Below are 14,817 nucleotides of genomic sequence, written 5' to 3' on the forward strand. Positions count from 1 at the left end.
GACCGCTTTGCCGCCGCCGGCTTGCTGCACAAGCAGGTGGATGCGGTCCGCGTCACCCGTTATGCACGGGCGCCGCAGGGCGAAGAGGGCACCGCCCCAAGATTTGAATGTGACGACTGCCACCGCCAGTTCCGCCTGTCGCAAGGCTCGGCCAAGGTGCAGAACGCCCTCAAGCAGGTGCTGCAGGCGCTGGCCACGGCGGGGCATGAGAGCCTGGCGGTGGACATTGCCGTGCACGGGCGGTGTGTGGAGTGCGCCCACCCGGCCGAAGGGGCCGCCGCATGATCCGCACCCGGGGGCTTTCCTACACCTATGCCACGGGCGGCGCCGCGCCGCTGCGTTTTCCTGACGTGGACCTGCGCCAGGGCGGCACGCTGTTGCTGCGCGGGCGTTCGGGCACGGGCAAATCCACCTGGCTGGCGCTGATGGCGGGGCTGCGCGGCGCCAGCGGGGGCGATCTGTTTGTGGCGGGCACCCAGTTGGGCACGCAGCGCGGGGCCGAGATCGATGCCTGGCGTGCCCGCACCATCGGCTTTTTGCCGCAAAAGTTGTACCTCAGCAGCGCGCTCTCGGTGGCCGACAACCTGGCGCTGGTCTACTTTGCGGCCGGGCTGCCGCGCGACGACGCAGCCATCACCCGCGCGCTGGCGCAGGTGGGCGTGGCCGAGCTGGCAGACCGCAAGCCGCACCAGCTCTCGGGCGGGCAGGCGCAGCGCGTGGCGCTGGCGCGGGCCGTGCTGCTGGCGCCGCAGGTGCTGCTGGCCGACGAGCCCACGGCCAGCCTGGACGACGAGGCCGCCGCCGATGCGCTGGCACTGCTGCAGCACAGCGCCGCCGCCTGTGACGCCAGCCTGGTCATTGCCACGCACGACCAGCGCGTGGTGCAGGCGCTGGCCGGTGCGCAGACGCTGGATTTGAATGAAATAGCGGCCTACGGCGCCATGGACGGGCGCAAGCAGCTATGAAAAATATAGTGAAACTGGCGCGCCTGTCGTGGCGCTACCTGTGGTCCCGCCCGCTGGCTGCTGTGCTCAACCTGCTGGTGCTCACGCTGGGCCTGGCCGCCATCACCCTGGTGCTGCTGGTGGCCACGCAGCTCGACAAGGCGTTCGAGCGCGACCTCGCGGGCATCGACCTGGTGGTGGGCGCCAAGGGCAGCCCGCTGCAGCTGATCCTGGCGGGCGTGTTCCACATCGACGTGCCCACGGGCAACATCCCGCTGCAAGAGGTGCAGGCGCTGCAGAAGAACCCGCTGGTGGCGCAGGTCATCCCGTTGAGCCTGGGCGACAGCTGCCAGGGCTTTCGCATCGTGGGCACCACGCCCGACTATGTGGCGCACTACGAGGCCACGCTGGCCGAAGGCGCACTGTGGCAGCAGCCCATGGATGCCGTGCTGGGCGCCAGCGTGGCGCGCGGCATTGCCAAAACCGGCCACGCGGGCGCGCCGCTGGTGGGCGCCACCTTTGTCGGCAGCCACGGGCTGGGTGGGGGAGGGCACGCGCATGGCAACCACCCCTACCGCGTGAGCGGCGTGCTGGCGCCTTGCGGCTGCGTGCTCGACCGGCTCATCCTCACCAGCACCGAATCGGTCTGGATGGTGCACGAGACCGCCACGGCCAACGATGCGGAAGACCTGGAAATCATGAAACAAGAGCGCGAAGTGACCGTGGCCCTGGTGCGCTACCGCACGCCCCTGGCCGCCGTCACGCTGCCGCGCCAGGTCAACGGCGGCACGTCGATGCAGGCGGCCGCGCCCGCCATCGAGGTCACGCGCCTCTTGCGCCTGCTGGGCGTGGGGGCCGATGTGCTGCGCGCCTTTGGCGGCGTGCTGCTGGCCGTGGCCGCGCTCAGCGTGTTCATTGCGTTGTGGAACGCCGTGCGCGAGCGCCGGGCCGATCTGGCCATGCTGCGCATGCTGGGCGCCCCCCCGGGCCGCGTGGCCGGGCTGGTGCTGTGGGAGGCCCTGTGGCTGGCCGCACTGGCCTCCATCCTGGGCCTGCTGCTGGGCCACGGCCTGGCGCACGGGCTGGGCTGGGTGCTGCAGGCCCAGGGGCTGCTGCCCGTCACCGGCTGGATCTGGCTGCCCGCCGAGGCCGGTGTGCCGCTGCTGGCGGCCGGTGTGGCGGCGTTGGCGGCGCTGCTGCCCGCCATGCAGGCCTACCGCACCGATGTGGCCGACCTGCTGGGGCAGCCCTGATCGGCGCACACCGTTTTCACCCCTCCACTGCAACCCGACCCGAAAGGCGCATCACCATGAAAAAGCTGCTCATCTCCCTCGCCCTGGCCCCCTGGCTGCTGGCGGGCGCCCTGGCCCACGCGCAGGCGCACAACGACAAGGACACCAAAGAGGATGTCGCGCGCCACCGCGCCATGGCCGTCGCGCACGAGGCCGCCGCCAAGTGCCTGGAAGCAGGCAAGGGCCATGACCAGTGCCAGAAAGACCTGCAGACCGCGTGCAAGAACCTGGCCATCGGAAAATACTGCGGCATGAAGCACGCGCACTGAGCCGCATCCGGCCATCGCCACCGCCGCGTCGTCACCCCAACTGATTTTTTGCCATGGTCCACCACCCGACTCCGCCCCGAGCCAATGCACCACAGCCCTTTGCCGCCCGGAGCGCCTGCGCGCTGGCCCTGCTGGTCTGGGCCGGCGCTGTGGGTGCCCAACAGCCGGTCGCGGCGCCGGCCACCAAGCCGGAGCCCGGTGCCTTTGAGCGCGCCACGGGCCGGGCCGCGGCGGCGCCGGGAGCGACAGGCACGGCCCCCGTGCTCTCGTCGCCCCTGCCCGCCGGGGCCGGGGCGGGCATCCCTTCTGGCACCGGGGCGGGTTACCACAACCCCAACAGCCCCATCGCGCCGCTGCCCCAGCGCAATGACGTGATCCCCTGGTCGGTGCTGACCGACCTGACCCGCAAGACCACCAAGGACGGCATCGTGCCCGTGTTCAACGAGGCGCAAAAGGGCATGGACAAGACCGTGCAGCGCATCCAGGGCTTCATGATGCCGCTGGACGCCAAGGCCACGCAGACGCATTTTTTGCTCACGTCCGTGCCACTGACCTGCTCCTTCTGCCTGCCGGGCGGGCCCGAGAGCATGGTCGAGGTCAAGGCCAAGACTCCCGTGCGCTACTCCCTGGAGCCCGTGGTGGTGGAGGGCCGGTTCACCGTGCTGAGTAACGACCCTTACGGCCTGTATTACCGCCTGGTGGACGCCGTGCCGGTGAAGTAACGGTGAAATAATCGCTGGCTTCCTCCCGCCCGCATCCGCCGGTTTTCTCCGCCCCCCTTGTTTGGCTCCACGGTTCCCCCTTCGCCCATGACCCGCACGGCACCCCCGCTTCGGCCCACGCTGCCCGCTGCCTTGCGCAGCGCGGTGGCGCGGCACATGGCGCTGGCCTGGCTGCTGCTGGCCCTGGTGGTGGTGCCCACGCTGGGCCGTGTGCACCAGATGGCGCATGGCGGGGCACTGGACCGGGTGCACGCCGGGCAGGCCCAGTTGCCGGATGCCCCCACGGCAGAGGCCGCCCCCGCCGTGCTGCGCCAAGGACACGGGCTGTGGCTGCCTCTGTCGCTGCTGGTGCCCCAGCATGCAGCGGTTGACTGCCTCTTGCTGGACCAGCTGGCGCTGGGCGATGCCCTGCACAGCGCAGCCCTGGCGCTGCCCGAAGCCGCACCAGCGCAGATGGCCACCACGCAGCCCGCAGACCGCACCGGGGCCGTGCATGTGGCGCTGTTCCAGGCACGGGGCCCCCCAGCGGCCTGACGCACCCGGCGCCCCGCAAGCACCTTTCCCCTTTGGCCTCCCCGGCCCCTCGGTTGTTCTGCGCCAACACGGCATGGCCCCGCCACACCGGCAGGGCCCGCGTGCGCGCAACCGCAGGGCCTGGCTTATGCAGGGCTGCTTCCGTGGCGAACGCCTTCTAACAAACTCCTGATTTCATAGCTGCTAGCGCTTGACCACCCTGCGCTAGAGGCCATTTTTATTCATGGCTTTTCGCCCCAGGCGTGAAGCCGCGCGGGCACGCCTGGCCTGGCCAGCGCCGCCTGTGCCCTTGTTGTACGTAACCACCATGACCCACCCCTCCATCGCCCTGCGCTCCGCAACCCGCCGCAGCCGCCCCGCGCGGCACCCCGTGGCCCTGGCCGCCATGCTGGCACTGTCGGGCGCAGGCATCGCCCATGCACAAGCCGCCCCGGCCGCCGCCGAAGCGGCGCCCAGCCTGCCCCCCGTCACCGTGTCGGCCAGCGGCCTGCAGCTGGGCGCCAATGACATGACCACGCCCGCCACCGTGCTCGAAGGCGACGAACTCGTGCGCCGCCGCGAGGCCACGCTGGGCGAGACGCTGAACAGCGAACCCGGCATCACCAGCAGCCACTTTGGCGCCGGTGCCAGCCGCCCCATCATCCGCGGCATGGACGGTCCGCGCGTCAAGGTGCTCAGCGACGGCGCCGAGCTGCACGACGCCTCCACCATCAGCCCCGACCACGCCGTGGTGTCCGAGCCGCTGCTGGCCACACAGATCGAAGTGCTGCGCGGCCCCTCGGCCCTGGTCTATGGCAACGGTGCCGTGGGCGGCGTGGTCAACGTGCTCGACGGCAAGGTGCCCACGGCCGCCCCGCAAAAGGGCGTTGAAGGCAGCGCCGAGCTGCGCGCCAACACCGGCGCGCGCGAAGGGGCAGGGGCCTTCTCGCTCACCGGCGGCACCGGCAACCTGGCCGTGCACGTGGAAGGCGTGGCGCGCGACGCCGGCGACTACCGTGTGGGCAAGGGCTGGGCGCCCGAGGGCGAAGCCACCCGCAAGGTGCCGGGCAGCTTCAACCGCACCCACACCGGCAGCGTGGGCCTGTCGTGGGTGGGCGACCGTGGCTACCTAGGCGCCGCCTACACGCGCCAGGCCGCCCAATACGGCCTGCCGGGCCACAACCACAGCTTTGAAGGCTGCCACACCCATGGCGACCACCTGCACTGCGGCGCCCACGCGGGCGAGGATGACGGCCACAACCATGGCGCCGAAGGCCATGGCGACGTGCCCGTGGTGGACCTGCGCAGCGAACGCTTCGACATCCGGGGCGAGCTGCGCAACCCCTTTGCCGGCTTCTCGGCCCTGCGCCTGCGCGCGGGCGTCACCGACTACATGCACGACGAAGTCGAAGGCGGCACCGTCAGCACCACCTTCAAGAACAAGGCCTATGACACGCGCATCGAGCTGCAGCATGAGCCCATCGCAGGCTTCAAGGGCCTGATCGGCCTGCAAACCTCGCAGCGCAAGTTCAGTGCCGAGGGCGAAGAAGCCTACGTGCAACCCACCGTCACCCGGCGCACCGGCCTGTTTGCGCTGGAGGAATACCGCTTGGGCGACTGGCGCTTTGAAGCCGCCCTGCGCCACGACCGCCAAACGGCCGAGGCCATTGCGTCAGGTTCAGCCAGCGGCATCGAACGCAGCCACAACGGCACCTCCGCATCGCTGGGCGCAGTCTGGAAGTTCACGCCCGGCTACCAGGTCGGCACCTCGTTCACCCGCGCCAGCCGCGCCCCGTCGGCCGAAGAGCTGTACGCACGCGGCCTGCACATGGCCACCAGCACCTACGAGCGCGGCGACGCCAGCCTGCGCACCGAAACCTCGCAGAACTTCGACCTCAGCCTGAAAAAGACGGCGGGCGACACCACCTTTGGCGTGAGCGTATACCGCAACCGCATCCACAACTACATCTACGGCCGCACGCTCGATGCGGTGGACGGCCTGCAGCTGCTGCAATACAGCCAGGCCGACGCCACCTTCACCGGCATCGAAGGCCAGGTGCGCCAGCGCGTCACGCGCAACCTGGGCGTGACCCTGTTCGGCGACACCGTGCGCGCCAAAGTCGATGGTGCAGGCAACCTGCCCCGCATCCCCGCCACCCGCGCCGGCCTGCGCCTGGACGCCAACTGGAACGCCTGGGAAGGCCAGGTGGAATGGGTGCAGGTGGCCCGCCAGAACCGCATCGCCGCCTTCGAAACCGCAACCCCCGGTTACGGCATGCTGAATGTGGGCCTGGCCTACAACGGCCAGTTGAGCAGCGGCATGCCCTGGCAGCTGTACCTGAAGGGCACCAACCTGACGGACCGCCTGGCGTATGCGCACACCTCGTTCATCAAGAGCGCGGCGCCGTTGATGGGGCGGAATGTGACGGTGGGGGTGAAGGTGGCGTTTTGAGGGGTAATTCCGTCGTGATGTGAGCGAGCCAGCGGCGGGGGAGGGCGCTGCTGGCTCGCTCACCTCGCCGCCCCAAAACCACCGATACCACCGAATCCAAGGGTGGCTTGGATGCGTGCCATACTCGGTTTTACTAGGTTGATTTTCCGGACCGATAAGGCGACGCTGCCTTAATCCCTGTGATGGCGCGCGCCCGATTTTGGAATGGGATTGGCACCGCAGCAGACCGCCCAAAGCCGGGTTGCGCGACGCGCGAAGGACTTGTTCAGCGCTGCCCTGTATGTATCTGACCCGTTTTGCAACAGCCCTGCATGCCCATCACTCCCGCGCCGTCCGCAAACCTGCTGCAACTGCTTCCCGAGGCGGTGGTGCAAACCGATGCGCTGTGGAAGATCACTTATCTGAATCCGGCGTGGCACAAGCTCACCGGCCATTCGGTGGCGGCGGCGCTCGGCAGGTCTTTGCCGGAGTTCGTGCATCCCGACGACATCGGCACCATGCGCTCGGGCATGCCGGTGTTCCGCTTGCGCTTTGCCGACGCGCACTATCGCTGGGTGCGTCTGCAGCTCCACCCGGAGACGGATGCGGCGGAGCGGGTGATCAGCCGCCAGGGTGTCCTGATCGAGATCACCGAGGTCACCGAACAGGTGCTGGTGGAAATTCGCCAGCGCTTTCTGCGCTTGCTGGAAACCATTGACGGCGTGGTGTGGGAGGCTGAAATCGGGGTGGGCAATACCTTTCTGAGCCCGCAGGTCGAACGCTTGTTCGGCTACTCCGTCGAGGAGTGGCGGGCTGACCCAGGCTTCTGGCGGGCGCATGTGCACCCCGATGATCTGGCGCAGGCCCTACGGATTGACGATGCCGCCTACAACGCCACGCACAGCCATGCCTACGAGATGAGTTACAGGCTGATTGCCAAGTCCGGCAAGGTCGTGTGGGTGCGCGATCTGTGCCGTGCAGTGGTCGAGCCGGGGCGGCCGAACCGCATGATCGGCCTGATGATCGACGTGACCCAGCAGAAGAACACCGAACTCGAGTTGGTGCGCTCCGAAAACCGCTATTCGCTGGCGACCCGCGGATCCAACGATGGCATCTGGTATTGGGACTTGCGAACGGACGCCCTGCATGTGTCCGGGCGCTTTCTCCAGATCGTCGGGCTGGGTAGCCGCGATCATGTGCATGACGGAGGCTGGCGCTTTCTTGAGCAACTCATCGATCCCGAGGATCGCGGGCGCGTGCAGGAGGCCTACCGCAGGCACCTGTCGGGAAACAGCCCGAACTTTTCGGTGGATTTCCGCGCGTTCCACGGGGCGGGGCGGCTGGTGTGGGTCAATTGGCGCGGGCTCGCCGAGTTCGAAGACGGCGTTGCGGTGCGCATGGCGGGATCGTTGAGCGATCTGGCCGAGCGGGGCAGCTCCTACGATGCGCTGACCAACTTGCCCGGCCGACCGTTGTTCCGCGATCGCCTCGCGCAACTCATCGCGCTGCACCAGAACGAGGTGGTGAACGGTAGTGGCGAGCCGACACGCGATGGCGCCACGATGTTCTCGGTGCTGCTGCTGGATCTCAACGGGTTCAAGGCCGTCAATGACAGCTACGGGCACCATGTGGGCGACCAGCTATTGCAACAGGTGGCGCGGCGGCTCGAATCCTGCGTGCGGGCGGTGGATCTGGTCGCCCGCATGAGTGGCGACGAGTTCAATGTGTTGCTGGAGTCCATTGATCCCGCCGAAGCCACCCACCGTGCCCAACAGATCGCCGCCGCCCTCGCCGCGCCTTATGTGATCGACGAACACACCGTGATCAGCGGCGCGAGTATTGGACTGGTCAGCAGCGCATCCAGGCTGGCGACGGTCGATGACTACCAGCGCGCCGCAGACACCGCCATGTACCGGGCCAAAAGTCAGTCATTGGGCGTGTGCGTGTTTCAATAAAGCGCAGTGCCAGGGATCGCGGGCCGTCGCTGGCGCCCGGAATTTTCGCATCAAAATGGGCTCTGGCGCATCCTGGGCAAGCGATTAATGCTATTGAATTCATAGTATAGAGACGCGCGTGCGGCGGCCGCCCAGGCCACAATAGGGCCCTGCTGCTGGCTATTTGCCCCCTCCCGCTTGCCCTTTCTTGCCGCGTTCGCGCGCCGGCTACCATCTTGAACTCGCCCGTCTTCACCTCGCTGATCCCCGTCATCCTGTTCATCGCCATCGGCTTCTATGTGGGACGGCGCGGCTGGATCCGTGCGGAGTCGGTGAAGGACCTGGCCAACCTGGTGTTCATGGTGCTCACGCCCGCGCTGCTGTTTCGCACCATGAGCACGGTGCACATCCAGGACCTCAACTTTGGCCCGGTGGGCATCTACTTTGTGGCGTTTGGCATCGTGTATGCAGCCACGCTGGCGCTGCAGGGCTTCAACACGCTGGGCGCGGCACGCGCGCTGGCCAATACCTTCAGCAACACGCTGATGATCGGCGTGCCCCTGGTGGGCCTGGTGTTTGGCGACGCGGGGCTGGTCACGCTGTTCACGCTGATCTCGGTGCATTCACTCATCCTGCTCACGGCCGCCACCGTGGTGTTCGAGTTGGCTGCAGCCCGCGAGCATGCGGGGCGGGAGGGCGGGGCACAGCAGCCCCTGTGGCGCACGGTGCTGCAGGCCGTGCGCAACGGCATCGTGCACCCGGTGCCGCTGCCCATCATTGCGGGCCTGCTGTTTGCGCAGACCAGTTGGGTGCTGCCCGAGGTGGTGGGCAAACCACTGCAGCTGTTGGGCCAGGCGCTGGGGCCCATCGCGCTGCTGCTGGTGGGGGTGACGCTGGCGTTTACCAAGGTGGGCCACCAGTTCAAGGCGGCGCTGCGCATTGCGCTCGTCAAATGTGTGGTGCACCCCCTCGTGCTGGCGGGCCTGGGCGGGGCGCTGGGCCTGTCGGGCCTGCCGCTGGCGGTGATGATCGTGGCCGCCTCGCTGCCCGTGGGGGCCAACGTGTTCTTGTTCTCGCAGCGCTACCGTGTGGCAGAGGAGGAGGTAACGGCCAGCGTGGCGGTGTCTACCGCGCTGGGGTTGGTGACGATGCCGGTGGTGATTGTGGTGGTGACGCGGTGGGTGGTGGGGTGACGCGGCCCCAGGGGATCAGGACTCAAGGTTCAGACATCCATGCAGGGATGTCGCGCTTTCCGTGCAGCACGCGCCAGACGTCGATGTGGTCGGCCTGCTCCACATAGAACACCAGGTGCGGATACCGTGTGAGCGGCCAGGATCGCAGCCCCGGCAGGTTCAGTTCATGGGCGTAGCGTGGCGAGCCGGTGGCAGGGTGGCTGCCAATGTGGCTGTAGGCCTGCTCCAGCGCGTCAATGAAGCCCAGCGCCGCCTGCTCGGCACCTTCGCCAAGGTAGTAGGACAGCGCATCCTCCACATCCTGCACCGCCAACGTGCGTGGAACAACAGGCTTGGTTTTCACGGCTTGGCGCGCGAACCTGCGGCCTGGGCCTGCTGCACACGCTTGCGCAGGCCATCAAAGTAGGCAGGGCTGACAGGCTCAGCAGGCGCAGAGGCGGCCCCCGTCAGCAGCAAGCTGCGCAGTTGCAGCCGGTCCTGGTCCTTGCGAATCAGTTCGCGCACATATTCACTGCTGGTGCTGTAGCCACGCTCGTTCACCTGCTCGTCCACAAAGACTTTGAGGCTCTCTGGCAAAGAGATATTCATGGTGCTCATGACGAGCAGGATGGCAGGTTTGGCAAAAATTGGCAAGAAGCGCGGTATGCGCTACCTGCCAATCACGGCGCCAGCCGCTCCCGCACCCACTCGCCCCCATCCAGCCGATACCGCAACCGATCATGCAGGCGGCTCTTGCGCCCTTGCCAGAACTCCCACTGGTCGGGCTTGAGGCGGTAGCCGCCCCAGTGCGGCGGGCGAGGCGGCTTCAGCAAGAACTGCGCGCCGTACTTGGCGGCGTTGGCCACCAGCACGCTGCGGCCTGATATGACCTGGCTTTGCGGGCTGGCCCAGGCGCCGATGCGGGAGTCGAGCGGGCGGCTGTGGAAGTATTCGTCGCTTTCTTCGTCGCTGACCTTTTCCACCACGCCCTCGATGCGCACCACGCGCTCCAGCTCCACCCAGTGGAACTGCAGGGCAACATAGGGGTTGCCTGCAATCTGGCGGCCCTTGCGGCTGTCGTAGTTGGTGAACCAGACGATGCCGCGCTCGTCGTAGCCCTTGATGAGCACGATGCGCGTGCTGGGGCGCATATCGCTGCCCACGGTGGCCAGGGTCATGGCATTGGGTTCGGGCACCTGGGCGCTGATGGCTTCTTTGAGCCACTGGTCAAACTGCTGCAGGGGGGCGGCGTGCGAGGCGTCTTCGTTGAGTTCGGCGCGCTCGTAGCTCTTGCGAAGGTCGGCGATGGAGGTGGTCATGGGCCCGATTGTGCACGCCGGGATTCGGGGCCTGGGACCGGTGTCAGGTGGTCAAAGGCGGGCCTGGTTGTTGTCGAATGCTTATTCGCTTATATTGGCGCAGCGATGAAACCCAAAGACGACGAAAAACAGCGTGCCATAGCCCAGGCCACCTTCGATCTGGTGGCCCAGACGGGCCTGAGCGGCCTGACCATGGCCGAGATCGCCCGCACCGCAGGCCTGGCCACGAGCACGCTGTATGTGTATTACCCGTCCAAGGACGAACTCATCAGCCAGCTCTACCAGGACGCCAAGACCGTGACCGCCGCCCGCATCATGGAAGGTGTGGTGCCCGGCACGCCGTACCGGGCGCGGGTGCGGCGCATCTGGGGCAACCTGCTGCGCCACCGGCTGGACCAGTATGCCGAAGTGGTATTCCAGGAGCAGTATTACAACTCGCCCTGGTTCACCGAGGGCAACCGCGAGTTCTCGACCCGGCTGATGGCGGGCTTTTTTGCGCTGATGGAAGAGGGCCAGCAGCAGGAGATTTTGAAGGCCGTGCCCATCCCGCTGCTCACGGCCAGCCTGGTGGGCTCGGTGCGCGAAACCGGCAATTTGATCCGCACCAAAGTGTTGCCCGATGACGAGGCCGTGCACCAGATGGCCTTTGGCCTGTGCTGGGACGCGATCAAGGCCTGAAAACCTGAAGGCCAGCACAGATTCTCGATTTCAGTTTTAATCGAATAAATATTCTCTTAAAAAAACAACGCGGCGGAAACCCATCCCCAAGCCGCAACTGCTTGCGCTGTGCTTTTGAGCGCTGTCCTTCACCCCAAGGAGTCCCACGATGCCTACTTTGAACGTCAACGGCAAAGACACTGCAGTCGATGCCGACGAATCCACCCCCATCCTCTGGGCCCTGCGCGACACGCTGGGCATGACCGGCACCAAGTTTGGCTGCGGCCAGGCCTTGTGCGGTGCCTGCACGGTGCACCTGAACGGCGCGCCCATCCGCTCCTGCATCACGCCCATATCGGCCGCCGCAGGGCAGAAGATCACCACCATCGAGGCCGTCACGGCCAGCGACAAGGTGGGCAAGGCCGTGCATGCGGCCTGGGTCAAGCACGATGTGGCGCAGTGCGGCTACTGCCAAAGCGGCCAGATCATGAGCGCCACCGCGCTGCTCAAGGGCAAGAAGAAGCCCACCGACGCCGACATTGACGCCGCCATGGCGGGCAATGTGTGCCGCTGTGGCACCTATGTGCGCATCCGCGCCGCCATCCACGACGCCGCCCAGGCGCTGGCCTGAGTCCATTGAGTGAAGGAGAACACCATGCACTTCGATGCTTCTGCCGTGCAGGCCGCACGCCACCACATGCCAAAGAACCTGCTTGCGCTGATGGATAAAGCCCAAGCGGCTACTGATTCAATAGCAAACGACGCAGCCGATGGCATGGCGCGCCGCACCTTCCTGAAGGTGACGGCGGCCTCGGGCTTTGCGCTGGGGGCGTTTCCGCTGGCCGCCACCGCGCAAGGTGCGGGCGCAGCAGCCCCTGCGGGCCTCAAGCCGCATGAGCAGCCCTCGGCCTTTGTGCGCATCGACGCCGATGGCACCGTCACCGTCACCATCAACCGCCTGGACTTTGGCCAGGGCGTGCAGACCGGCCTGCCCATGATCCTGGCCGAAGAGCTGGATGCCGACTGGAGCAAGGTGCGCGGCGTGCATGGCGACGCTAACCCGGCCTATGCCGACCCGGCGTTTGGCATGCACCTCACGGGCGGCTCCAACTCCATCAAGAACTCCTACACCCAGTACCGTGAACTGGGCGCACGCACCCGGGCCATGCTGATCGGGGCCGCAGCCGCACAGTGGGGTGTGGATGCCTCGGCGCTGCGCACCAGCAATGGTTTTGTGGTGGGCCCTGGCGGCAAGAAGCTGGGCTATGGCGCGCTGGCCGAAGCCGCCATGCAGCAGCCCGTGCCCGAGAAAGTCACGCTCAAGGACCCCAAGCAGTTTCGCATCATCGGCAAGCCCACCGGGCGGCTCGATGCCAAGGCCAAGTCGAGCGGCCAGCAGGACTACGGCATCGACGTGCGCCTGCCCGGAATGCTCACGGCCGTGGTGGCGCGCCCGCCGGTGTTCGGCGCCAAGCTGAAATCACTGGACGACAGCGCCGCCAAGGCCATCCAGGGCGTAAAAGCCGTGCTGCGCGTGCCCACCGACCGGGGCGGCGAGGGGGTGGCCATCATCGCCAATGGTTACTGGCCCGCCAAGCAGGGGCGCGACGCGCTCAAGCTGGAATGGGACACCAGCGCAGTCACCAAACCCGACTCCGTCCAGTTATTGGCGCAGTATCGCGAACTGGCCGCCAAGCCCGGCAACGTGGCCATGCAGGCCGACATGGCGCCGCTGGCGGGCGCCGCGCACAAGATCAGCGCCGAGTTCGTCTTCCCGTACCTCGCGCACGCGCCCATGGAGCCGCTGAACTGCACCGTGAAGCTCGACGGCGACAAGGTCGAGCTGTGGATGGGCACACAGATGCCGGGTCTGGACGCCATGGCAGCCGCCCAGACACTGGGCCTGCAGCCGGAGAACGTGAAAGTGCACACCCAGATGGCCGGTGGTGGCTTTGGCCGCCGCGCCATCCCCACCAGCGACTACGTGGTGGAGGCCTGCGGCGTGGCCAAGGCCGCGCGCACGGCGGGCATCACTGCCCCGGTGCGCACGCTGTGGAGCCGCGAGGACGACATCAAGGGCGGCTACTACCGCCCCATGCACGTGCACCGCGCCGAGATCGGTTTTGACGCGCAGGGCAAGATTCTGGCGTGGGACCACACCATCGTCGGCCAGTCCATCACCAAGGGCTCGCCGTTCGAGGCCTTCATGATCAAGAACGGCATCGACGCCACGGCCATCGAGGGCATGAAGGAGCCTTACGACCTGCCCATGAAACTGTCGGTGCATCACCCCGATGTGAACGTGCCGGTGCTCTGGTGGCGCAGCGTGGGCTCCACCCACACGGCCTACGTGATGGAGACGCTGATCGACGAAGTGGCCCGTGCCACCAAGCAAGACCCCGTGGCCTACCGCATGGCCCTGATGGGCGACAAGCACCCGCGCCACAAGGCCGCCCTGCAACTGGCCGTGGCGCAATCGGGCTACGGCAAAAAGAAGCTCGCCCCCGGCCGCGCCTGGGGCGTGGCGGTGCACGAGTCCTTCCAGTCGGTCGTGGCCTATGTGGTCGAGGCCTCGGTGAGCAAAGACGGCATGCCCAGGCTGCACCGCATCACGGCCGGCGTGCACTGCAATCTGGCGGTCAACCCCAAGAGCGTGGAAGCCCAGGTGCAGGGCGGGGCGCTGATGGGCCTGTCGATGTGCCTGCCGGGCGCTGCCATCACCTTCAAGGACGGTGTGGTGGAGCAAAGCAACTTTGGCGACTTCGCCGTGCCGCGCATCACCGACATGCCGCAGGTGGCCGTGCACATCGTGCCGAGTGCCGAGCCGCCGACAGGGATGGGCGAGCCGGGGTTGCCGCCGCTGGCACCTGCGTTTGCGAATGCCGTGGCGCAGCTGACGGGGAAGACGCCGAGGGAGTTACCGTTTAAGCGGGGCTGACTGAGTGAGAGCGCCGGGCATGGCAAAGTCCGGCGCTTTTTTTATTTCATTCAGCTGATAGGTTTCGGTGTAGTGAGAGTTGCTGAAGTAAAGACTGGTGGACAGCTTTGGGCCCAAAAGAGACATCGCGGATTGCCTTAATCCGAACTTGATGGCAACCCAGTACACCCGTGCATTTCACCTTCAGCATCAGCCCTGCTGCGATTTGCCAGATTCATTCGCGCGCAGTGTTCTCCGCATTGAGACCCCCAGAGCCGCGCTCAGCAGGCCGAACGCACCGAAGCCGTACACGCCTGCCTGCCAGAGATTACTGTGTGCGCTCTTAAACGCAGCAGCGTTCATGCGAATCCACTTAGCAAGCCAATCGAAATGCTCTAACTGCTTTGCATCGAAGCTCATACGTACAACGAATGTTCTTTCGATTTCACCAATTGCGGACTCTGTGCTGATTTTGTCGAAAGGAATTTGTAGGAAGCAATACGCGCACAGGCACAAAGCTGCTACTGAAAGAATAAAGTGGGCGACTACAAATTTGCGCATCTTGAGGAGTCAATTAGGGCTTTTTACCTTGGCCTGTTGGTCCCGAGCTCATAGGTTACAAATGTCGGCTTCTGTTTAGGGTTGTG

16 protein-coding genes are annotated in these 14,817 nt (G+C 66.5%); 12 read left to right on the forward strand and 4 right to left on the reverse strand.

Annotated elements, in window-relative coordinates; genetic code table 11:
• From DBV10_RS21645 to DBV10_RS21685, 9 genes are all read left to right on the forward strand, one after another.
• On the forward strand, positions 1-285 hold a 285-nt coding region (locus DBV10_RS21645), incomplete at its 5' end, for a Fur family transcriptional regulator (RefSeq protein WP_124515619.1).
• Positions 282-965 (forward strand): ABC transporter ATP-binding protein, encoded by a 684-nt coding sequence (locus tag DBV10_RS21650; RefSeq protein WP_124515620.1) that lies wholly within the window; start codon positions 282-284, stop codon positions 963-965. The genes DBV10_RS21645 and DBV10_RS21650, both read left to right, overlap by 4 nt.
• The gene (locus DBV10_RS21655) at positions 962-2,197 is read left to right on the forward strand and encodes an FtsX-like permease family protein (RefSeq protein ID WP_124515621.1); all 1,236 of its coding nucleotides are present in this window, start codon (positions 962-964) and stop codon (positions 2,195-2,197) included. The genes DBV10_RS21650 and DBV10_RS21655 overlap by 4 nt, the downstream gene beginning before the upstream one ends.
• Positions 2,198-2,253: 56 nt before the next feature.
• Positions 2,254-2,505, forward strand: coding sequence for a hypothetical protein (locus tag DBV10_RS21660; protein WP_124515622.1), 252 nt, complete (start codon positions 2,254-2,256; stop codon positions 2,503-2,505).
• 53 nt (positions 2,506-2,558) lie between these two features.
• Positions 2,559-3,227 carry a DUF3299 domain-containing protein gene (locus DBV10_RS21665; protein ID WP_233590020.1) on the forward strand — a complete coding sequence of 223 codons (669 nt, stop codon included), beginning with the start codon at positions 2,559-2,561 and terminating at the stop codon, positions 3,225-3,227.
• An 87-nt stretch (positions 3,228-3,314) separates the two neighbouring features.
• Complete coding sequence (locus DBV10_RS21670; RefSeq protein ID WP_124515623.1) at positions 3,315-3,761, forward strand: hypothetical protein; 447 nt, start codon at positions 3,315-3,317, stop codon at positions 3,759-3,761.
• Positions 3,762-4,068: 307 nt separating this feature from the next.
• A complete protein-coding gene (locus DBV10_RS21675; protein ID WP_199740221.1) occupies positions 4,069-6,192 on the forward strand; it encodes a TonB-dependent receptor domain-containing protein in 2,124 nt (707 codons plus the stop codon).
• A 311-nt stretch (positions 6,193-6,503) separates the two neighbouring features.
• Positions 6,504-8,126: a sensor domain-containing diguanylate cyclase gene (locus DBV10_RS21680; protein ID WP_124515624.1), complete on the forward strand. Its 1,623-nt coding sequence runs from the start codon at positions 6,504-6,506 to the stop codon at positions 8,124-8,126.
• Positions 8,127-8,341: 215 nt separating this feature from the next.
• Positions 8,342-9,298 carry an AEC family transporter gene (locus tag DBV10_RS21685; RefSeq protein WP_124515625.1) on the forward strand — a complete coding sequence of 319 codons (957 nt, stop codon included), beginning with the start codon at positions 8,342-8,344 and terminating at the stop codon, positions 9,296-9,298.
• Between the two features lie 22 nt (positions 9,299-9,320).
• On the opposite strand, the gene DBV10_RS21690 is transcribed toward DBV10_RS21685, so the two are convergent.
• The 3 genes from DBV10_RS21690 to pdxH all read right to left on the reverse strand — a co-directional run bounded on the left by DBV10_RS21690 (position 9,321) and on the right by pdxH (position 10,596).
• Positions 9,321-9,641 carry a type II toxin-antitoxin system RelE/ParE family toxin gene (locus tag DBV10_RS21690; protein WP_124515626.1) on the reverse strand — a complete coding sequence of 107 codons (321 nt, stop codon included), beginning with the start codon at positions 9,639-9,641 and terminating at the stop codon, positions 9,321-9,323.
• Entirely contained in the window at positions 9,638-9,895 is a 258-nt protein-coding gene (locus DBV10_RS21695) for a type II toxin-antitoxin system ParD family antitoxin (RefSeq protein WP_124515627.1), read from the reverse strand. Before DBV10_RS21695 ends, DBV10_RS21690 begins: the two co-directional genes overlap by 4 nt.
• Positions 9,896-9,957: 62 nt before the next feature.
• Complete coding sequence (gene pdxH / locus DBV10_RS21700) at positions 9,958-10,596, reverse strand: pyridoxamine 5'-phosphate oxidase (protein WP_124515628.1); 639 nt, start codon at positions 10,594-10,596, stop codon at positions 9,958-9,960.
• Between the two features lie 105 nt (positions 10,597-10,701).
• On the opposite strand from pdxH, the gene DBV10_RS21705 reads away from it, so the two are divergent.
• The 3 genes from DBV10_RS21705 (at position 10,702) to DBV10_RS21715 (ending at position 14,191) form a co-directional block, all read left to right on the forward strand.
• Positions 10,702-11,274, forward strand: a complete 573-nt coding sequence (locus DBV10_RS21705) for a TetR/AcrR family transcriptional regulator (RefSeq protein WP_124515629.1) — start codon at positions 10,702-10,704, stop codon at positions 11,272-11,274.
• Positions 11,275-11,422: 148 nt separating this feature from the next.
• Positions 11,423-11,884: a (2Fe-2S)-binding protein gene (locus DBV10_RS21710; RefSeq protein WP_124515630.1), complete on the forward strand. Its 462-nt coding sequence runs from the start codon at positions 11,423-11,425 to the stop codon at positions 11,882-11,884.
• A gap of 24 nt (positions 11,885-11,908) precedes the next feature.
• Positions 11,909-14,191 carry a xanthine dehydrogenase family protein molybdopterin-binding subunit gene (locus DBV10_RS21715; RefSeq protein WP_124515631.1) on the forward strand — a complete coding sequence of 761 codons (2,283 nt, stop codon included), beginning with the start codon at positions 11,909-11,911 and terminating at the stop codon, positions 14,189-14,191.
• A gap of 189 nt (positions 14,192-14,380) precedes the next feature.
• On the opposite strand, the gene DBV10_RS21720 is transcribed toward DBV10_RS21715, so the two are convergent.
• Complete coding sequence (locus tag DBV10_RS21720) at positions 14,381-14,731, reverse strand: hypothetical protein (RefSeq protein ID WP_124515632.1); 351 nt, start codon at positions 14,729-14,731, stop codon at positions 14,381-14,383.
• Positions 14,732-14,817 lie beyond the last annotated feature (86 nt).

The organism is Acidovorax sp. FJL06 (genome assembly GCF_003852545.1).
Classification (GTDB): Bacteria; Pseudomonadota; Gammaproteobacteria; order Burkholderiales; family Burkholderiaceae_C; genus Acidovorax.

Bases quoted from the DNA above. Each gene is read 5' to 3' on its own strand.
- DBV10_RS21650 (WP_124515620.1), top strand. From the start codon at position 282: ATGATCCGCACCCGGGGGCTTTCCTACACCTATGCCACGGGCGGCGCC.
- DBV10_RS21655 (WP_124515621.1), top strand. From the start codon at position 962: ATGAAAAATATAGTGAAACTGGCGCGCCTGTCGTGGCGCTACCTGTGG.
- DBV10_RS21660 (WP_124515622.1), top strand. From the start codon at position 2,254: ATGAAAAAGCTGCTCATCTCCCTCGCCCTGGCCCCCTGGCTGCTGGCG.
- DBV10_RS21665 (WP_233590020.1), top strand. From the start codon at position 2,559: ATGGTCCACCACCCGACTCCGCCCCGAGCCAATGCACCACAGCCCTTT.
- DBV10_RS21670 (WP_124515623.1), top strand. From the start codon at position 3,315: ATGACCCGCACGGCACCCCCGCTTCGGCCCACGCTGCCCGCTGCCTTG.
- DBV10_RS21675 (WP_199740221.1), top strand. From the start codon at position 4,069: ATGACCCACCCCTCCATCGCCCTGCGCTCCGCAACCCGCCGCAGCCGC.
- DBV10_RS21680 (WP_124515624.1), top strand. From the start codon at position 6,504: ATGCCCATCACTCCCGCGCCGTCCGCAAACCTGCTGCAACTGCTTCCC.
- DBV10_RS21695 (WP_124515627.1), bottom strand. From the start codon at position 9,895: ATGAGCACCATGAATATCTCTTTGCCAGAGAGCCTCAAAGTCTTTGTG.
- pdxH (WP_124515628.1), bottom strand. From the start codon at position 10,596: ATGACCACCTCCATCGCCGACCTTCGCAAGAGCTACGAGCGCGCCGAA.
- DBV10_RS21705 (WP_124515629.1), top strand. From the start codon at position 10,702: ATGAAACCCAAAGACGACGAAAAACAGCGTGCCATAGCCCAGGCCACC.
- DBV10_RS21710 (WP_124515630.1), top strand. From the start codon at position 11,423: ATGCCTACTTTGAACGTCAACGGCAAAGACACTGCAGTCGATGCCGAC.
- DBV10_RS21715 (WP_124515631.1), top strand. From the start codon at position 11,909: ATGCACTTCGATGCTTCTGCCGTGCAGGCCGCACGCCACCACATGCCA.
- DBV10_RS21720 (WP_124515632.1), bottom strand. From the start codon at position 14,731: ATGCGCAAATTTGTAGTCGCCCACTTTATTCTTTCAGTAGCAGCTTTG.